This window comes from Sporosarcina luteola, assembly GCF_007991495.1.
GTDB classification, from domain to species: domain Bacteria; phylum Bacillota; class Bacilli; order Bacillales_A; family Planococcaceae; genus Sporosarcina; species Sporosarcina luteola.
In genome coordinates, this window is record NZ_BJYL01000035.1 from 49,618 (window position 1) to 65,020 (window position 15,403).

General features: G+C 45.0%; 14 protein-coding genes. 2 read left to right on the forward strand and 12 right to left on the reverse strand.

All coding sequences use genetic code 11. The features are described from left to right. Positions 1-29 precede the first annotated feature (29 nt). Positions 30-1,859: an ABC transporter ATP-binding protein gene (locus tag SLU01_RS13165; protein WP_174842654.1), complete on the reverse strand. Its 1,830-nt coding sequence runs from the start codon at positions 1,857-1,859 to the stop codon at positions 30-32. Then, positions 1,840-3,582: an ABC transporter ATP-binding protein gene (locus tag SLU01_RS13170; protein WP_147059080.1), complete on the reverse strand. Its 1,743-nt coding sequence runs from the start codon at positions 3,580-3,582 to the stop codon at positions 1,840-1,842. Before SLU01_RS13170 ends, SLU01_RS13165 begins: the two co-directional genes overlap by 20 nt. Positions 3,583-3,872: 290 nt before the next feature. Here SLU01_RS13170 and SLU01_RS13175 point away from each other — a divergent pair, with 290 nt between their 5' ends. Beyond that, positions 3,873-5,522 (forward strand): sensor domain-containing protein, encoded by a 1,650-nt coding sequence (locus SLU01_RS13175; protein ID WP_147059082.1) that lies wholly within the window; start codon positions 3,873-3,875, stop codon positions 5,520-5,522. 39 nt (positions 5,523-5,561) lie between these two features. On the opposite strand, the gene SLU01_RS13180 is transcribed toward SLU01_RS13175, so the two are convergent. The 4 genes from SLU01_RS13180 to pcp all read right to left on the reverse strand — a co-directional run bounded on the left by SLU01_RS13180 (position 5,562) and on the right by pcp (position 9,900). Further along, positions 5,562-6,017 (reverse strand): threonine/serine exporter family protein, encoded by a 456-nt coding sequence (locus SLU01_RS13180; protein WP_147059084.1) that lies wholly within the window; start codon positions 6,015-6,017, stop codon positions 5,562-5,564. Positions 6,018-6,033: 16 nt separating this feature from the next. Then, positions 6,034-6,759: a threonine/serine exporter family protein gene (locus SLU01_RS13185; protein WP_147059108.1), complete on the reverse strand. Its 726-nt coding sequence runs from the start codon at positions 6,757-6,759 to the stop codon at positions 6,034-6,036. Positions 6,760-6,988: 229 nt separating this feature from the next. Beyond that, positions 6,989-9,136 carry a beta-propeller domain-containing protein gene (locus SLU01_RS13190; RefSeq protein WP_147059086.1) on the reverse strand — a complete coding sequence of 716 codons (2,148 nt, stop codon included), beginning with the start codon at positions 9,134-9,136 and terminating at the stop codon, positions 6,989-6,991. A 164-nt stretch (positions 9,137-9,300) separates the two neighbouring features. After that, entirely contained in the window at positions 9,301-9,900 is a 600-nt protein-coding gene (pcp, locus tag SLU01_RS13195) for a pyroglutamyl-peptidase I (protein ID WP_147059088.1), read from the reverse strand. A gap of 135 nt (positions 9,901-10,035) precedes the next feature. Here pcp and SLU01_RS13200 point away from each other — a divergent pair, with 135 nt between their 5' ends. Continuing rightward, entirely contained in the window at positions 10,036-10,917 is an 882-nt protein-coding gene (locus SLU01_RS13200; RefSeq protein ID WP_147059090.1) for an SDR family oxidoreductase, read from the forward strand. Here the strand turns inward: SLU01_RS13200 and SLU01_RS13205 are convergent. The 6 genes from SLU01_RS13205 to SLU01_RS13230 all read right to left on the reverse strand — a co-directional run bounded on the left by SLU01_RS13205 (position 10,914) and on the right by SLU01_RS13230 (position 15,247). After that, positions 10,914-11,123, reverse strand: coding sequence for a hypothetical protein (locus SLU01_RS13205; protein ID WP_147059092.1), 210 nt, complete (start codon positions 11,121-11,123; stop codon positions 10,914-10,916). The two genes, SLU01_RS13200 and SLU01_RS13205, sit on opposite strands and share 4 nt — an antisense overlap. A 77-nt stretch (positions 11,124-11,200) precedes the next feature. Further along, complete coding sequence (locus tag SLU01_RS13210; RefSeq protein ID WP_246110984.1) at positions 11,201-13,405, reverse strand: YhgE/Pip domain-containing protein; 2,205 nt, start codon at positions 13,403-13,405, stop codon at positions 11,201-11,203. A 69-nt stretch (positions 13,406-13,474) separates the two neighbouring features. Beyond that, positions 13,475-14,044 carry a TetR/AcrR family transcriptional regulator gene (locus tag SLU01_RS13215; RefSeq protein ID WP_147059094.1) on the reverse strand — a complete coding sequence of 190 codons (570 nt, stop codon included), beginning with the start codon at positions 14,042-14,044 and terminating at the stop codon, positions 13,475-13,477. Between the two features lie 157 nt (positions 14,045-14,201). Then, a complete protein-coding gene (locus SLU01_RS13220) occupies positions 14,202-14,468 on the reverse strand; it encodes a hypothetical protein (RefSeq protein WP_170232716.1) in 267 nt (88 codons plus the stop codon). A 14-nt stretch (positions 14,469-14,482) separates the two neighbouring features. Beyond that, on the reverse strand, positions 14,483-14,869 hold the full coding sequence (locus SLU01_RS13225) for a hypothetical protein (protein ID WP_147059098.1): 387 nt from the start codon (positions 14,867-14,869) through the stop codon (positions 14,483-14,485). A 12-nt stretch (positions 14,870-14,881) separates the two neighbouring features. Next, positions 14,882-15,247 (reverse strand): DUF2089 domain-containing protein, encoded by a 366-nt coding sequence (locus SLU01_RS13230; protein ID WP_147059100.1) that lies wholly within the window; start codon positions 15,245-15,247, stop codon positions 14,882-14,884. Between the last annotated feature and the right edge of the window lie 156 nt (positions 15,248-15,403).

Here is a 15,403-nt window from a genome sequence, read left to right on the forward strand (position 1 = left end):
AAAAGGCTGCGTCCCCCGCAGCCTTTTTCTTATATTTTCGAATCCATTAACATCGTATAGTAAACCCCTTGTTTTTCGATCAAATCCTCTTGACTGCCGGATTCGATCAGTTTCCCTTGTCCCATGACGTAAACCGTGTCCGCTTTTCTAACCGTATTCAGTCTGTGGGCGATGACGAAACTTGTACGCCCTTCCATCAACCGCTCTAACGCTTCTTGAATTTCGAGTTCCGTAACGGTGTCGATGCTGCTTGTCGCTTCGTCAAGTAGCAGCAATACAGGATCGGCAACGAGCGCCCTTGCAATGGATAGCAATTGCTTCTGCCCTTGCGAAATTTCTCCGCCGTCCGCAGTCAAGATGGTATTATATCCATCTTCCAACCGCTCTATGAAGCTATGTGCGTTTGCCTTTTTGGCAGCCTCTATCACTTCTTCGTCTGTCGCATCCAGCTTTCCGTAACGGATATTTTCCATGACGGTCGCTTCGAAGAGGAACGGATCTTGCAAGACAAATGCTATTTGGCTGCGCAACGTTTGACGCGGCAAGTCAGTGATCGGAATGCCATCGATCAGGATCTGACCTTCGTTCGTTTCATAGAATCGGGCGAGTAGCTGCATGATTGTCGTCTTTCCTGCCCCGGTTGCACCAACGAACGCCGCAGTTTCTCCTGGTTTTACATGGAAGGAAACATTATCGATCGTATAGCCATCCGTTTCAACCGCGTAGCCGAAGGACACGTTCCGGAACTCGACATCCCCTTTCAATGTCGTATCTGCGTGTTCCGTTGCATCGTCCTTTTCAACAGGCTCATCCATAATTTTGAACACTCGCTCCGCCCCTGCGATTGCGGAAAGCACTGTGTTGAATTGGTTCGACAAATCATTCAACGGTCTTGTGAACTGACGTGCGTATTCGGAAAAGATGACGATTGTCCCAATTGTGACAAGACCATCCCCTTTCAATGCAAGCAGACCACCGACTCCTGCAACAATGGCGAACGCCGCGTTATTCAGCATGTTCATCACTTTTGGAATGAAGCCTGAATACGTCATTGCCCAGAACCCCGTCCGACGAAGTCGATCACTCTTTTCGGCGAACTCTTCCATTACACGTTCTTCTTGAGAAAATGCTTTGACGATCCGTTGCCCGGAAATCGTTTCCTCAATCATCCCATTCAATTCACCGACAGCTTGCTGCTGCTCCTTGAACAACAATCCCGTCCTGCGAGTAATCCATCGAATAGCGATGAACATGACTGGAACGATAAGCATTGTCAACAACGTCAATATCGGACTTAAATACAGCATGACAGCCAAAGTACCTGTCAATGTCAAAATACTCGAGAACACTTGGATGAATGATGAATTGAGCGTTTGGCTAATGTTTTCAATATCATTCGTCAAACGACTCATCAATTCCCCGTGCTGCCTTTTATCGAAAAACGTCACCGGCAACTTTTGTAAATGAGCAAATAAATTCGTGCGCAGCTTAAGGATCGTTTGTTGCGCGATGCCTACCATCCAAAAGCTTTGGAAATAAGTTGAGGATGACAAGCCCACATAGATTGCGATCAGCAACCCAATCTTGCCCGCAAGCCCGTCAAACTGCATAGGGATGATATAATCATCAATAATTTTACCTATGAGAAATGGTCCCAATAATGCAAGCCCGGAACTGATGAGAACAAGTGAAAGCACAGTAATGAGCAACCCTCTTTGTTCATCGACAAGCTTCCAAATTCTTAGTAACACAGATTTCCAATCGCTAGCCCGCTCCACTTTCTTTCTACCAGGTCCTTTAATATCCTCTTTCTTAATGATCGGTTCATATCCGAAAGGCTTACGAATGATTTTCACCATTGATGATCACCTCCTCTTCCGTTTGGGAATCGGCAATTTTCCGATATAATTCAGATTGCTCCATCAGTTCAGCATGGGTGCCGTATCCGACAACTTTCCCTTCATCGAGCAATAGAATGCAATCAGCGCCTCTCGCCGTCTGTACTTTTTGAGTGACGACGAGCATCGTTGCGGCTTCCTCTTCCAACGCATCCCATAAGGCATTTTCCGTTTTAACATCCAATGCGCTCGTGCTGTCGTCAAGGATCAGGATGGAAGGTTTCCGGACAAGTGCCCGCGCGATGGAAAGCCGCTGCTTTTGCCCACCAGACAGATTGACCCCTTTTTGTCCGACACGCGTGCCGTACTTCTGAGGGAATAAATCAATTGATTCATGGATTTGCGCCTTTTTAGCAGCTTCCTCCAGTTCATCCGGTGCCGCATCGGTATCCCCCCAAGAGAGGTTTTCAAGAATAGAGCCTGTAAATAGGATGGATTGCTGAGGTACGAGGCCGATCGTATCCCGCAAGTCCTTTAACGGCCACTCCTTCACTTCCAACCCATCAACGAAGATTTTTCCTTCGGTTGCTTCAAAGATTCGCGGGATCAGATTCAGAAGTGTAGACTTTCCGGATCCTGTAGCTCCCATAATGGCGAGCTTCTCCCCTGGCGAAACATGGAATGAGACTTTATCTAATATCGGTTCGGCCTTCCCTTGATAATTAAACGATACATTCTCGAACCGTAAATCACCTTCTAAACGTTGAAGGCTTGAGCTTTCAGAATTGTGGTTTTCCAAATCTTCACTTGCGAGCAGCACTTCCTCCATACGCTCGGAAGAGGCCTTCGCCCGTGAGAACGCAACGATGATCCATGCGAACATTGAGAATGCGCCTGTCATCCGCATCGCATAGTTAACGACCGCGACAAGCTCCCCGACTTGCGCGTCACCGTTACGGATTTCAAAGGAACCGAACCAAAGGACCGCCATCAAGCTGACGTTCATGACAAATAATAGAATAGGCAAGATCAGCTCCATCATCCGCATCGCTTTGACAGTATCTTTTCGAAGCATGTCGGCAACTTTCGAGAATCTGCTCGCTTCATACATGCCACGTAAATAGGCTTTGATCAAACGGACTGCTTGCAGGTTTTCTTGGATTACACGGTTGACCCGGTCGAGTCTATGTTGCACCGTAGCAAAATAGCCGACCCCTTTTCTAGCCATAATGAATAAGAAAACAAATAGGAAAGGAGCTCCTATTACTAAATAAAGTGCCAATTTCACATTGACAATAAAGGCCATGACTAAACTTCCAACGACCAGCAGAGGTGCCCGCAACAGAATGCGCATTCCCATGAACAAAATGTTTTGCGCCATCGTGACGTCACTTGTCAATCTCGTGATCAATCCCGCTGTCGGAAACCTTAAAAATGTGGCCATTGAGAAAGCTTGTACTTGACGGAATAACGCCTGCCGCAAGTCAAACGCAAAGCCTTGCGCAGCATGTGCAGCGAAATAGGAATTGATTACACCGGAAAAGAATGCAACAAATGCAAGTCCCATCATGACGCTTCCCCATGTCCAAATGACGCTTACATCTTCTGCCAAAATTCCGTCGTCAATGATTTTCGCAATCAATAAAGGCTGAATTAGTTCGACTGAAAGCTCCAATAACATGAGGCACAAGGCGATAAAAATCGGCCACTTATATGGCTTCGCATAAGAAAAAACTGTTTTCATTTCACCTAACCCCCAAAAACTCTTTCGTATTACGAATTATCTTTATGTTGTCACCATTATGCCATATTACGAGATTTCTGTATAGAGTGCATATTGAACAATCCAAGATTTCAGGAAATTAACCAATTTACTAATTGTAAAAGCCGGATGCTTTTTAGGAATCCAGTGAATTGAACTGATGAGTAATCAGTTGCCTTATAAATGTGCTATTTTTATTAAAAGATATACTGTATATTTACCAATCTTCCTATATAATAATATACAAATGACATCCGAAAGGGGACAAAAAGATGGAGCCGGCAAAACAATTCAGTAACCCCGAATTGCCGCATATCATGGACAGTCTCGTACAATACCTTATGGTAACCCGTACGGATGGTGAAGGCTTGATCACTTATACGAATAATAACTTCCTTGACACAAGCAAGTGGACACCAAAACGAATAATTGGAAAATCCTTTTGGCAAATGTTTTCCGAGGATGAAGATCGGCAAGCGAAGGCAGATCGTATATGGAGCAGATTGGAAAGCGGAAAATCATGGTTTGGCGAAGTGGAAAAGCAGACAAAGAACGGAGAACCATACTTCGTTAAAATGATTGCAATCCCTACATCAGGTGCGGCCGGGTTGCTTGATTCCGCTACATTTCTGGAGTTAAATATTACAGAGGACGTGAAGTTGCAAGAAAAACTTCAGCAAATTGCCTTTATCGACTTTGAGACCGGACTGATGAGCCGACATAAGTTAGAAATGATGGTCAATGAATCTATTCAGGAGGACAAGCACTTTTCATTCGTCTATATCGCAATCGATCATTATTATACATTGAAGGACTTGCAGTCTTTCGACTCGGAATCGATACTGATTCAAGAATTTACGAATCGGTTAAAGCGATATTTCCAAGGGGATCCGATCGCGAGGATCGGAGTCAGTCAATTTGTCGTAATGACTTCGTTTGGAGACTGGTTCGTCCAAGGTTTTCTCGAGTTTTTGAAGGAGCAGCCAATCTATATCAATAACCACCCATTGCCTTTATCAGTTAGCGGCGGCATCGTTCGCTATCCTGAAGACCAGCAATCCTACACTCAACTCATCAAGGCCGCTTTAGCTACGGCAAAGAGCATTACCGATCAAGGCGGAGGACGAATTTCCTCGTTATCGGCCGATTCCCATAAGGATCTGAACCGTAGATCGAATATCGATAAGAAAATGCTGACGGCGTTGGATCACAATAGCTTTGAAGTCGTCTATCAACCGCAATTGGATATCGCCAGTGATAAAGTGAAGGTATACGAGGCGCTTGTCAGATGGGAAGATGCGGAACTCGGTCATATTAACCCTGAGGAGCTTATCCCAATCGCTGAGGAGAACGGCCTTATACATGCCGTAGGTGCTTACGTTATCGAAGAAGCTGCCAAGCTAGCGGTGAAATTGACTGCTGAAAAACCCGACATCAGCATATCTGTTAATACATCTGTGCGGGAGTTCGGCAACTCTTCGCAAATGAAGGATAAATTGACAGGCATTTTGCAGGAAACAATGTGTCCTCCAGACAAAATCCAACTGGAAATCACAGAAAAATTCGCTTTTCAAGCCGAACAGGAACAATCGATTATCAGTCAGATGAAAGCGCTTCAGGATACTGGCATCAGCTTCATCCTAGATGACTTCGGAACTGGATATGCCTCATTTAGATATATGCAAAACTTACCGATTTCAAAAGTGAAAATTGACAGGGTATTTATCAGCTCTTTATTGACGATGCCAAAAACAAGGCAGCTCGTTGAGGGAATGATCCTTTTCAGTAAATCGATGGGCTTGTATGTCATCGCGGAAGGCGTTGAGACTGAGGAACAGTTTGAAGCATTGAAGGAAATGGGCGTCGACGCTGTCCAAGGCTATTTTATTGGAACTCCGAAAAAGGGTACCGAAATTGTTTAGTAATGAAAACGGAGCACCGAGAATTGGGGCTCCGTTTTTTTAGAGTTTATGAGCGCTTCGTTTTTTCATCCGCGATTTGAAGATGAGTTGAATAATCACTTCCGCAAAAACAAGGCCCATTGCAATCGCTCCAGACACCATAAAAGCCCGAGTCGCAAAGGAGATTGCGGTCAGATTATCATTTTCAACGAAATGCCTCATTGCATTATAAGCCGTCCCACCAGGAACGAGTGGTATAATACCCGCGACGCTGAAAATGATCATTGGCGTCCTGAAACGCTTGGCGAAAATATGGGCGACGAGCGCTACTACAAAAGCTCCGAGAAACGAAGCTTGGACAGGGTCCCCGGAAAAGACATTGAACACACTGTAAATCATCCAACCAGCCATCCCAACAAACCCACAGTAAAACAGCATCTTCCTTGGTGCATTAAAAATGATGCCGAACCCAGCTGCAGCAAGGAAGCTAAAGATCGCCTGCAACAACCAATCCAATGGAACCCCTCCTTTCTTAGAATGATAATACGAGCGCAACTCCCGCACCGATGGCAAAGGCGGTCAAAAACGCTTCCGCCCCTTTCGATAAGCCTGACATGAAATGGCCAGCCATCAAATCCCGCACTGCATTCGTAATGAGCAGTCCAGGTACGAGCGGCATAACCCCGCCGATAATAATCTTATCCAAATCCGTCCCGAAATTCAGATGAACAAAGATGTATGCGACAAGCGCAACGCTGAGCGCGGCTATGAATTCGGCAAAGAACTTTACTTTCGTCAGCTCATGGACTATTGTCACAAAAATAAGACCGACGCCACCCGCAATAAAAGCAGCAGGCATATCCGACCATATCCCTTCGTATAAAACGAGGAAACAAGCACTTGCAATGCTCGCAGCAAGAATTTGCAGCCATAACGGAAACATGACATTCGCCCGTTCAATTTCCAACAGCCGGCCATAAGCTTCTTCCAATGTATATTCGTTTGTGGACAGTTTTCGGGATACTCCATTGACAAGCGCAACCTTTTCAAGATCGGTTGACCTGCTCCTTATGCGGATCAGCTTCGTATGATAAGGACTTCCAGGCGATAAAATGATCCCAGTAGGCGTCACAAAACTTTCAACCGCCGACAGCTCCTGCGTCCTAGCCATCCGCTCCATCGTATCTTCCACCCGATATGTCTCCGCCCCCGCCTCCATCATCAGACGGCCAGCCAGCAAACAACAATCGATCGCCATCTCCTTATCAACAACCGACACACTCTCACCCCACTGTCCTTTTCACCCATTTTAAGGGAAGACTAGCAAAAAAACAACGCACACCCATGGTGGCAGGCACCCAAACAATTAGCCGTTGCGCGAAAGAATGAGCCCTTCTTGGAATAAACGGGCCGTTCTGCGAAAGAATGAGAAAACGATTCAAACAACGACATAAAAAAACGGAGCTTACTTCAGCCCCGTTTTTTCTTTATTTCACTTTCAATGTTTCAATTTCCTTGAACGTATTCAAATCATAGCTAATAATTTCCCGAGGGGATAAGGTATAGACGGAGTCTCCGCTGTAAATCAACCGATGGACTTGAGCTTCCCACTCTTCGTATTGCTGACCCGCTGCTTTCGGTTTCACTAAATCACCTTTCAGCAAGATGCCACGATCTGCCGTTATTTCATAAATCATCGCACCAGACCCTTTGTAATCCACTTCGAATTCCTTCCCTGTCTCCTCATAGATGCTGACCGGGAAGCCAAATAGGCTCCTGTTTTGATGTTGGAATAACGCTTTGTGATCGTATTGCAATGGAGAATAGGTCCCTTGCCCTCCAATAATTTCTGTATACTTCTCCTTCGGATGATTGAAATCGGTGACGTCGAATAAGGATATCTTCATTCCCTTTGTCACAATGAACGGCTCGCCTCCCGATGGATTTTTCCGAGCGACAGTTTCATAACCGAAGCCAATCAAATGATTTTCATCCAATGGGTGCAGATAGTTAGAGAAGCCTGGTATTTTTAATTCACCTAACACTTCCGGCTTTGCGGGATCCGCAACATCAATGACGAACAATGGATCTGTCTCTCTGAACGTCACCATATATGCTTTATCGCCCATGAACCTTGCAGAGTAGATCCGCTCGCCTTCCGCGAGTCCTTTAACCGATCCAGACAACTGCATTCCTTCATCCAAAATGAACAGATGGTTTTTCGAAGGATTTTTATCATCCCACATATTTCCTTCCGTCATGACAACCCGGAAATTCCCCTCATACTCATCCATAGAGAATTGGTTCAAAACAGTCCCTTTCAACTCGGCGGAGCTGTAAAAATTGACATTCGTTCCATCCAACTTGAACTTGAAAAACTCCGTATCGACTTTCGCGGGATGCCAGATCATCATTTCTTTGTTGCCGGATTTCGTGCTCATTTCATATTTCGCAGCGGTTAAATACAAATGGTCTTTCGTCATATACATTTGTTCGCTGCTGCCGAGAAAACCTTTCGTCTCAAGCTTTCCTGTTTTTGCTGAAGATAAATCGATTGCGGTAATCACAGAATAGGACGGCTCCATTGCACCAGGCAAAATAGCGATATCCTTGAACTCCATGAAACTCTTTTCTTCTTTCTTGTTCGAATCAATAATGACAGGACGTAATGTCTCCCCTTTGATTTCATCCATCGCCCATAAATAAGGTTGCATATTCGTCACCAGATAGAGCATATTTCCGGTTTTCCTTGCGCTTTTCAAATAACCTTCCACCCCGATTTCACGAACGAACGCCGGATGTTTCCGGTCTTCAATCCTGTAGATTCGAGCTGTCGTAAAGCTATTAGATTGCATCATCCGATCCGCCATTGTCTTTTTTTCAGGGTTCCTTTCAAACTTCTCCCCGAGTACAATTAATAAGTTGTCGTGCAGGAAGAGTTGCGACGGATAATAGTCCCCATCCGCTTTAATCTCAGCTGTCACTTTCATCTGCTTAGGATCGCGTATATCAACAATTTTCACAATGCCCTCTTCAAAAATGGAATATAAATAATCGCCGTCGGTTTTTACGATATCCGACTCATCGACACCTTCCACTTGAATATTTGTCGAAGAATAGTCATTCCCGCCACTCGCCTTTGAAGATTCCGCACTGTCGAGCGCCATCTCTTCACGTTCCGCACCGTCATGACTAGAAGTTACCATTTGCATATCCTTCAATCTTTCGAAATATGCCTGTAAATCATCCGCAGAGCTGATTGATTGAATTGACTCATAAACGGTGAATTCAAGTTTGTCTTTCTTAAGCAACTTAAATAATTGCCCATCTACCGCTTTTTTATCCATTTGCAATGTGTACTTCCCGGGTTGCAGCCCATTCACTTGCACAGTCTTACGGTCATCCGATAAATCAATCGCCGCATCGACCTTTTTTCCGCTACGGTCTGTCACATAAATATAGCCGGATGTAATGGATGTCTTTGCGATCGGCTCAGAAAAGTAAGCCTTCCATCCATTTTCGCTAAGCGCTGTTCCCGCGGCAGAAACCGTCACCTTTTCAACGAAAAAAGCAAAAACAATAGCCAATACGACCATGACCAAAGAAGCTCCAAGCCAAACAAACGGTTTTCTCACATTCAACACCCTTCCTCATTATTCCTCTTTACAGTAGTAGACTGTTTAATATCAGTTTCGTTACATCTTTCTGAAAAAATACTTCTACTGTGAGATTAATGATCGCTTTGGGAAATGAAAAAATGCCGGAAGACAGTTTCTCCCGGCACAGCGACATTCACAATTTACAAAACTTCAATACAAGCGACAATTGCACGTTTCAAATCCTCATGCGACCAGCTAGGCACCCTGCCGTGCTTGACCGCCAGTTCATGCGAAGCCGGAATATGAATGAAACCCGCGAGCATGTCGGAACGCTGTTCATTCACAAGATGAAGCACGCGATACATGACATGATTGCATAAATAAGCCCCTGCGGTATTCGATATTTCAGCAGGCAACCCTTGTTCCTTCAAGGCATCGACCATTTTCCGGATCGGCATATTCGTAAAATAACCGTCCGCTCCCCCTTCAATGATCGGCTCATCGACCGGGGCATGGCCGCTATTGTCCTTCGCACCGTCATTCACATTGATGGCGATCCGTTCCGGCGTAATTTTAAATCTGCCGCCAGATAATCCGAGCGATAGGACGGCATCCGGTTTGACCTCTTCAATATAAGATAAGATCCGATCTCCCGACACGCTGAAATCGACCGGCAGCACTTTACTAAAGATTGTATATCCGCCAATTTTCTCCCCATGCAACTCATCAGCAATTTTCTGAGTCGGATTGACAGGAAAATTTAAGAATGGCTCAAAGCCTGTTAACAGCAATTTTTTCATTTCAACTCATCCCCTTTCCTTACCATTATAACGGAATTAATCCAATCGGCGCTCAAATCGTGCAACTCTCAAAGTTTACGGAACCACCTTCAGGGAATAATTCATTACAGCTACAATTTAAAGGAGGAACATAAAATGACGAATGACAAATACGAGAAGAAAGATGAACAAGTGATACCACAAACACAGAATCACCAGCCCGGAGTTGAAGCAGAGATGGATCCGCCGCCTCTCTATGACGACGAGAATTACAAAGGCTCCGGAAAATTGAAAGGGAAAAACGCTTTGATTACTGGTGGTGATAGTGGAATCGGTCGTGCCGTTGCAGTCGCTTTCGCGAAAGAAGGAGCAAATGTCGCCATCGCTTATCTGGATGAAGCCGAAGACGTCGATGCGAATAAAACCGTAGAGCTTATCGAAAAATACGGAGGCAAAGCAAAGAAAATTCGCATTGACATAAGCGAGGAGGAAAATTGTGAGCAATTGATTGACGAGTTCATCCAAGAATTCGGCAGTTTGAATATCCTCGTGAACAATGCAGGAAAGCAGTTTCCGCAAGATGACATTTCGCAAATCTCCGGCGACCAACTGCGTGAAACATTCGAAACGAACTTCTTCGGTTTGTTCCATTTGTCGAAGGCGGCTTTGGCGCATATGAAGGACGGCGATTGCATCGTCAATACATCTTCCGTCACGGCGTATAACGGATCGCCTGGATTGATTGATTACTCCGCCACGAAAGGCGCCATTACGAGCTTCACCCGTTCGCTCGCTTTGAATTTGGCTGATAAGGGAATCCGTGTGAATGCAGTCGCACCCGGTCCGATTTGGACACCATTGATACCAGCGACATTTGATGCGAAAAAAGTAGAACAGCACGGAGCTGATACACCAGTGAAACGTCGCGGACAGCCAGCCGAAAATGCTCCAGCTTATGTATTTTTAGCTTCGAATGATTCAAGTTATATGACAGGACAAACGATTCATGTCGACGGCGGTGATTATGTAGGATCTTAACAGCGTGGATGGCTCTTGAGCGCAGATCGCATTTTCTTGAGCGCGGAAACCATTTCCTTGAGCGTGAATCGCAGTTCCTTGAGCGCGGGACACGGTTCCTTGCGCGCGAAATGCAGTTCCTTGAGCGCGAAACACAGTTCCTTGAGCGCGAAACGCGCTTCCTTGAGCGCGAAGCATACTCCCTTGAGTGCGGACCCGCACCCCATTGGCGCAGCCACCATATCCAAAGTCGCGATTCAAAAAAAGCGATCCGAAGACAAAACATCTTCGAATCGCTTTTTTCTTATGCTTCTACAGTATCTCGTGAATACCGTTTCTTGAAAATCAATGCAAAGTAGCCAAATGTAATCGCCAAACATGCAACCGTAAAGCCGATCAACACACCGTTATTTGCCCAAAGATGTGCCATATCACCTGTTGAGATTGCCGCTTTAAACGCTTGAACCGAATACGTCATCGGTAACAATGTATTGAATATTTGAAGCGGTGCAGGAATCAATTCCAATGGGAACGTTCCGGCACTTGTCGTCAGTTGTAAAATCAAAACGAGAATCGCCATGAATCGACCCGGGTCTCCAAATATAGATACTAACATCTGGACGATCGCGATGAATGTGTAGCTCGTAATGATCGCTGTCAAAATGAACATCGGCATGTTGACCGTTTCCATTCCTAAGCCCCATTTAATGATGAGTACAGCAACGATCGCTTGAACAAGTCCTACAATTGCCAAGACGGATACTTTGCTCGCCATCCATTTGAATGCGCCTGTCGGTTTGATCGCTGGTTCAACGAGTGGGAATACAATCGATAACAGCAATGCACCTACGAATAAACCAAGTGAGAGGAAGTACGGAGCAAAGCCGGTACCGTAGTTCGGTACTTCATTGATGCCTTCCTTATTCACATCTACAGGAGATGCTGCCATACTGTACGTTTTCTCGTTCGGGTTCACTTCACTTGCAGTCTCATTCGCTTCCGCAAGCTTCTCTTTTAACGTCAGCGTTCCTTCATTCAATTCCTTCATGCCGTCTGTCAATTTCGAAGAACCGTCCGCAAGCTCCTTGGATTTCGAAGCCAACGTGCCAGTTCCCTCTTTCAACGTCCCAGAGCCCGCATTCAACTCATTCAAGCCGGATGCTAAATCAGAAGATCCTTTTTTCGCTGATGCCACACCGTCAGAAAGCTGACCAAGTCCAGCCGCTAATGCGCCGTTGCCTTCTGCAAGTCCAGCTGCCCCTTCCACCAACTGCGTGGAAGAACCGTTCAACTTATCGAGTCCCGCGAATGCTTGCGCATGGCCGTCACTCAATTGGCCAGCCGCGCCGTTCACTTGTGAAGCTCCTTCATGAAGCGCTGCAGTCCCAGCTGACAACTCAGCCATTCCACCAGAAAGTTCCGCGCTTCCTTGTTTCAATTGATCCAAAGCTGCTTTCAAAGAAGTCTGCTGCTCCTCCGGTAATGTAGCTAAAATCGGTGCTAATTTTTCGGATAAATCATTCACACCGGCGTTCACATTTTTCGAGCCTTCGGTAAGTTTTTGTGCAGCCCCATTAAGAGATGCTGACTTCTCATTAATCGTACCAATCGCTTTTCCAAACTCCGCTTCTTTTTGAGCAATTTGTGCGTAGCTATTTCGCAATTGCTCAACACCGGCAGTATAGTTCGCAATCCCATCTTTCAAATCAGCCGCGCCTTGAGTCGCCTGAACTGCACCCTTATTAAGATCTGCAACACCTGAAGACAATGCGCCCAAGCCTTTATCCAAATCAGCCGCGCCTTTTGCAGCATCATTTGTACCCTTCGCCAAACGATCGGAACCGTCTTTCAACGTCACCGTGCTTGAAGCCAATGTTTCCAAATACCCTTTCAAATCGTTAGCGCCATTTTCAAGCTCCGCAGCACCATCATGCAATTCGCCCGCGCCATCCGCAGCATCGCCAAACCCGTCACCCATTGTCGTAATCGAGTCAAACAACTGCTCCGCATACGTGGAAGCAACCTTATCATTCACTTCTGCACGAATCTTTTCCATCGCCGTCTCCCCGATTTGAGCAGACAAGAAGTTGAAGCCCTCATTCGGCTTATACACAATCGTCAACTTCTCAGGATTTTCATCGAGCAACGTCGTAGCGTGCTCCGAAAAGTTCTCCGGTATTTCAATCGCGATATAGTAGTCCTGATTTTTCAAGCCTGCTTCCGCGTCCGCCTTTGAGACGTTTTGGATATTGAAATTGCCGCTGCCCATCAGTTTATCGACCAATTCATCCCCGAGGGCCAGGTGCTCCCCATCCATCTCGGCACCTTCATCCGAATTGACGATTGCGACAGGAAGTGCACCCATATTGGCATATGGATCCCAAAATGCCCATAAGAACATGCCTGCATATAAAACAGGTATAAAAAGGATGGCAATCATCGGCACAAGCATTTTTCTCGTACGCAAAAGTTGCTTCCATTCCGCAAATATCATTGATGTTTTCTTCATTCAGTCATTCCTCCATAGTACTGATTGACCGTAAACCTCATTTGGTCAGTCGTGAATAAAAAAAGAGTCTCAAGCTAAGAGACAGTTAAAAATGGTGCCACTTAATAATCCTAAAATCCGTTCTTCAGATAATTCCTCATCATGGTTTTTTCCCCAATCGACGACGAGTGCGAGATAGGATTTAAATAAAAGAAATGCAACGAGTTCACTATCACAAGGTTTCAGTTCGCCTTTTGCAATCGCCCGCTCAATTTTAGCCTTGACATAAGAAACGATTTCACTCTCGATTTGCGCCAACACTTCAATAACAGCCGGTGTACGCAATTCTTTTTCTTCGTCAATCAATTTCGCATATAATTGGTGGGTTCCGCGAAATTTCAACATTTGCATTAGCCGGGCGTGTGCGTTTTGTTCAAACGATGCGCCTTCAACAGCTACAGCGTCCGATGCTGCACGCATTTCTACGATCATTTTGAGGGCGATGGCATTGAACAGTTCTTCTTTGTTTGCAAAGAAGGTGTAGATCGTCCCTTTCCCGACATTCGCTATTTTCGCGACCTGATCCATCGTTGTGGCCTTATACCCGAATAATGAAAACGACTTTGCCGCAGCTTCCATTATTTCTTGTCTGCGATCCACTGCTTCACCTCCATAGGAAGTAATTTATGTCCATGACCAAAATACAATATCAGTCATTCGGTCATTATATTACACTCCTTATAGGGGGAATGCAAGGATTTTCTTCGAGAAATGTAAAATGCCTTCTCAAGTCGTATCAGAAGGCATCTACTGGTAATTATAATTTAACTAAAATCTCAGTTCCGTCCTTGGCCCTAATATTCACCAATCCAGTCCCTTTATGGTTTCGCAACTCAGAAACGATATTCTTAAGTTCTCTTTTGTCCAATTCTGGAATGACGTAAACGTTCGACTTGTCTTCTGCTCTGTCAGCGATTTTATCGTTAATCAATCTACGAAGCCACGTTGAGCTGATCAACGAAATGCCTAGCGACAAAACGATATACGGAAACGGGATCGATATATTAAACTTTTCGGTTTTCACTTTGACTTTCATCATTATTCAATAACAATGGAAACTGTATCGCCGTCTGCAGATTTCACATCGACGATTGGTCCATCCAACTCATTTTCAATCGCTTCAATCAGTATATCAATATCAAGATCTTTCACGTATTTCTCCGACTGCGGAATGTTCCCAGCAATATTGTATCCCGCTTTCAACATGACTTTTATGAGTTTGATCGGCAAATTGACAGAGACATTATCATTATCCGCAGAAACGACACGGATTTTCAATGTTTTATCCGCATACGCAGTTGGCTTGACTGATGGACTGCTCCCCGTTTCCCTATTGTTCAATACTTCAATGAGCTCTGACCCCTTCTCCGCATCCACTTTCCCTTCCTGCACCATCATCAACACTTTTTCAATTTCAGTTTTCACAATGAATTCCCCCTATTCATCTTTTAAAAGCCGAATTGCTTCTTCCGGAGTAATTTCTCCGCTTTCCAACATGGCAACCACTTTTCTCTCATCCACATCGGCCTTCTTTTTCACTTCATATCCGAGTGAGGCAACGACGTCATTCAACTTACCACGCACTGTCGGATACGAAATCCCCAATTCCTTTTCAACTTCTTTAATATTCCCCCGACACGTCAAAAATACTTCGACAAAATGGAGTTGTTCGCCCGTTAGAGCTGCAAGCTTTGTCAGTTCGAATTCATTTTCAATGCTCGTATGGCATCTGGAACAATGGAGTCTGGTCACTTTCAATGTTTCATCGCATACAGGACAATGACTAATAACGGGATATGCCATAGCGTATATCATGCCTCCCCTTCATTTGACTCTATCATATACTAATATTTTAAATATCGCAACCCATAATATTAATTTTATTAATCATGATATTAAATATATTAAGTTTCGGTATCAATAATTCAATTTCATATTAAATCGAGTAGGAGGGAGTGA